Source organism: Photobacterium lucens (assembly GCF_009873615.1).
Classification (GTDB): domain Bacteria; phylum Pseudomonadota; class Gammaproteobacteria; order Enterobacterales; family Vibrionaceae; genus Photobacterium; species Photobacterium lucens.
Genome location: NZ_SSMG01000363.1, coordinates 1 through 4,582, shown reverse-complemented (window position 1 = coordinate 4,582; position 4,582 = coordinate 1). Strand labels below are relative to the sequence as shown.

At 43.8% G+C, this 4,582-nt stretch carries 1 protein-coding gene; it reads left to right on the top strand.

Annotation, left to right across the window (positions count from 1 at the left end; genetic code table 11):
• Window positions 1-128: 128 nt before the first annotated feature.
• Window positions 129-4,582, top strand: a 4,454-nt coding sequence (locus E5A76_RS15220; protein WP_161119425.1) for a retention module-containing protein, incomplete at its 3' end; no start/stop codon positions are given.

The following is a 4,582-nucleotide window of genomic DNA, read 5'->3' as shown; positions in this document are numbered from 1 at the left end:
TAATGATTGTTTGCGATTTATCGCTCTCTAATGTTCACTTTTTACGAGCTCACGCCAAAAAATTGACGTGTTGTGTTTTTATGTTATTTTCCTGTCATTAAAAAGTCTTGCCTTGATAGAAAAATATAATGAAAGCTATAAATCTAAAAGAAAGTATTACTCTACAAAATATAAGTGGTGAAGCCTTTATGCTCAAAGGCGACGGAAGTTTAGCTCCACTTCATGTTGGTATGAATATTAATTCAGGAACGATTATCGTACTTACTGATAATGGAAGCATTTCTGCTATAGATAAAACAGGAGCGCCTGCTGAGTTATCGTACGAGTTGGTTCAAGATATTCCTTTACCTACCACTTATGAACATGTCTTTTCTACACGTAATCACAGTGCAAATCATGATAGTGAAAATAGTCACAATATCAGTGGGCAAAAAACAGCATCTAATAGTGATGTCCAAAAAATTCATGATGCGATTGTAGACGGTGCAGATCCAACCAAAGTACATAAACCAACAGCCGCGGGTAATGAAAGCTCGTCTAATTGGGGTGTTGTTACTATCGACTATGATAATGACAAGATGCTGGCAAAAGCGGGTTTTGATACTGCATATCAACCTAGTTCAGTGAAATACCCTGAAGACTATAGCGGTCAAGAAGCCCACAAGGGTATTAAAGCATCGATCGTGATTGATTCTATTTCTCAAGATGATGTGGTGACAGCGGCTGAATCGCATAGTAAACAGACCATCACAGGTACAGTGGGCGATGATGTTAAAGCCGGTGATATTGTGACAGTGACTCTTGATGGTAAAACATTAGGTACTGCCACGGTTGAAAATCACAACGGTAAGCTAACTTGGTCGTTAGACGTTGACGGTAAAACGCTATTACAAGCAGGGACAGATAAAGTCGCGGCAAGTGTAACTACGACTGATGATGTAGGTAACACAGCTATTGCAGATACGACACATGATTACAGTATTGATGTTAAAGCGAGCATCACTATTAACCCAATCACGGGTGATAACATCATCACGCAAGCAGAAGGTCATGAGAAAATCTTGCCTATTACAGGTACGGTAGGTGATGACGTTCAAGCCGGTGATAAAGTCGTTGTGACAGTCAATGGTCACGAGTACAACACTACCGTCACTGCAGATAAAACATGGTCAGTGAATGTCACAGGTGATGACATCCTACATGCTGATAAAGCGACAGCGACAGTTACTACCGATTACGGTATTCCGCACGAAGCAACCGCAACTACTTCAGAGCATTATGATGTTCAGATTGATGCAAGCATCAAGATCACCTCTATTGCGGGTGATGGCGTTGTTAATAAAACTGAATCAGAAGGCAAAGTACCTGTAACGGGTACCGTTGGTAAGGATGTAGAACCGGGTGACACAGTCACCGTAACGATTGGTGATAAAACTTACACCACTACAGTAACGCCAAATAAAACGTGGACTGTCGATGTTGATGGCAGCGCTCTTGTGAACAATAAAGGTCACGATGTGCATGCCTCTGTTACAGCAAATGACGGTGCAGGTCATAGTACAACAGCGAATGATGACAAGCCGTACACAGTAGATACTGAGATCAATGCATCAATCTCCATTGATTCGATCTCTCAAGATGATGTGGTGACGGCGGCTGAATCGCATAGCAAACAGACCATCACAGGTACAGTGGGCGATGATGTTAAAGCCGGTGATATTGTGACAGTGACCCTTGATGGTAAAACACTCGGCACTGCCACGGTTGAAAATCATAACGGTAAGCTAACTTGGTCGTTAGACGTTGACGGTAAAACGCTATTACAAGCAGGGACAGATAAAGTCGCAGCAAGCGTCACGGCGACGGATACTGCCGGTAATAGCGTAACGGCTGATACGACACATGATTACAGTATTGATGTAAAAGCGAGCATCACTATCAACCCAATCACGGGCGATAACATCATCACGCAAGCAGAAGGTCATGAGAAAATCTTGCCTATCACAGGTACGGTAGGTGATGACGTTCAAGTCGGTGATAAAGTCGTTGTGACAGTCAATGGTCACGAGTACAACACTACCGTTACTGCAGATAAAACATGGTCAGTGAATGTCACTGGCGATGACATCCTGCATGCAGATAAAGCGACAGCGACTGTTACTACCGATTACGGTATTCCGCACGAAGCAACGGCAACTGATGTTGAAGACTACGTAGTACAAATTGAGGCTGGTATTCAGATCACCTCCATTGCTGGCGATGATGTTGTTAATAAAGCCGAGTCAACAAGCAGTAAAGTGCCAGTTACAGGTGTTGTAGGTAAAGACGTACAACCGGGTGATACGGTTACCGTGACGATTGGTGATAAGCACTACACCACCACAGTAACAGCCGATAAAACATGGACCGTAGATGTTGATGGCAGCGCATTGGTGAATAATAAAGGTCACGATGTACATGCGTCAGTGACTACAAGCGATGGTGCAGGTCACGAAGCCACTGCTACTAACGACAAGCCATACACAGTAGATACCGAGATCAATGCATCAATCACCATTGATTCGATCTCTCAAGATGATGTGGTGACGGCGGCTGAATCGCATAGCAAACAGACCATCACAGGTACAGTGGGCGATGATGTTAAAGCCGGTGATATTGTGACAGTGACCCTTGATGGTAAAACACTCGGCACTGCCACGGTTGAAAATCATAACGGTAAGCTAACTTGGTCGTTAGACGTTGACGGTAAAACGCTATTACAAGCAGGGACAGATAAAGTCGCAGCAAGCGTCACGGCGACGGATACTGCCGGTAATAGCGTAACGGCTGATACGACACATGATTACAGTATTGATGTAAAAGCGAGCATCACTATCAACCCAATCACGGGCGATAACATCATCACGCAAGCAGAAGGTCATGAGAAAATCTTGCCTATCACAGGTACGGTAGGTGATGACGTTCAAGTCGGTGATAAAGTCGTTGTGACAGTCAATGGTCACGAGTACAACACTACCGTTACTGCAGATAAAACATGGTCAGTGAATGTCACTGGCGATGACATCCTGCATGCAGATAAAGCGACAGCGACTGTTACTACCGATTACGGTATTCCGCACGAAGCAACGGCAACTGATGTTGAAGACTACGTAGTACAAATTGAGGCTGGTATTCAGATCACCTCCATTGCTGGCGATGATGTTGTTAATAAAGCCGAGTCAACAAGCAGTAAAGTGCCAGTTACAGGTGTTGTAGGTAAAGACGTACAACCGGGTGATACGGTTACCGTGACGATTGGTGATAAGCACTACACCACCACAGTAACAGCGGATAAAACATGGACCGTAGATGTTGATGGCAGCGCATTGGTGAACAATAAAGGTCACGATGTACATGCGTCAGTGACTACAAGCGATGGTGCAGGTCACGAAGCCACTGCCACTAACGACAAGCCATACACAGTAGATACTGAGATCAATGCATCAATCACGATTGATAACGTCACAGCAGATAACGTGGTCAATGAGAAAGAAGCAAAAGAAACCATCGCACTTCATGGTGCTGTTGGTGGTGATGTTAAAGTGGGTGATGAAGTTACTATCAATGTTGATGGCCATGAATACAAAACTAAAGTCGTTGAGCAAGACGGCAAACTAGGCTGGACAGTTGATGTTGAAGGTTCAGTACTTGCGAATGCGTCAAAAGATCATATTACAGCCCAAGTAACTGCAACGGATAGTGCCGGTAACAGTGCGACTGCAAATGCTGTGCATGATTACAGTGTTAAGACCTTAGATGCATCCATCACTATTGATGATGTGACCTGCGATAACGTGATCAACGATGAAGAATCGAAGGAAGTTATCCCTCTTCATGGTTCAGTGGGCGGTGGCGTTAAAGCGGGCGATGAAGTTACTATCAATGTTGATGGCCATGAATACAAAACTAAAGTGGTTGAGCAAGACGGTAAACTAGGCTGGACCGTTGATGTTGAAGGTTCAGTACTTGCGAATGTGTCAAAAGATCACATTACAGCCCAAGTAACGGCAACAGATAGTGCTGGTAATAGTGAGACAGCAACAGCTGAGCATGATTACAGCGTGAAAAGCTTAAGCGCGTCAATTACGATTGATAACGTAACTGCTGATAACGTAATTAATGAGAAAGAAGCTAAAGAAACCATTGCACTACATGGTTCAGTGGGCGGTGGCGTTAAAGCTGGAGATCAAGTGATCATCACAATCGATGGTCATAAATATAGAACGGAAGCGGTTGAGCAAGATGGTAAGTTAGGCTGGAGTGTTGATGTTGATGGCTCAGTGCTTGCTAATGCACCTAAAGATCATATTACAGCGGAAGTTTTTACATCAGATGACGCAGGTAATAGTGCTTTCGCAACCGCAGAACATGACTACAGTGTTAAGACCTTAGATGCATCTATCACGATTGATAACGTAACTGCTGATAATGTAATCAATGAGAAAGAAGCCAAAGAAACCATAGCACTGCATGGCTCTGTGGGTGGTGGTGTTAAAGCTGGTGATGAAGTTACTATCAATGTTGATGGTCACGAATACAAAAC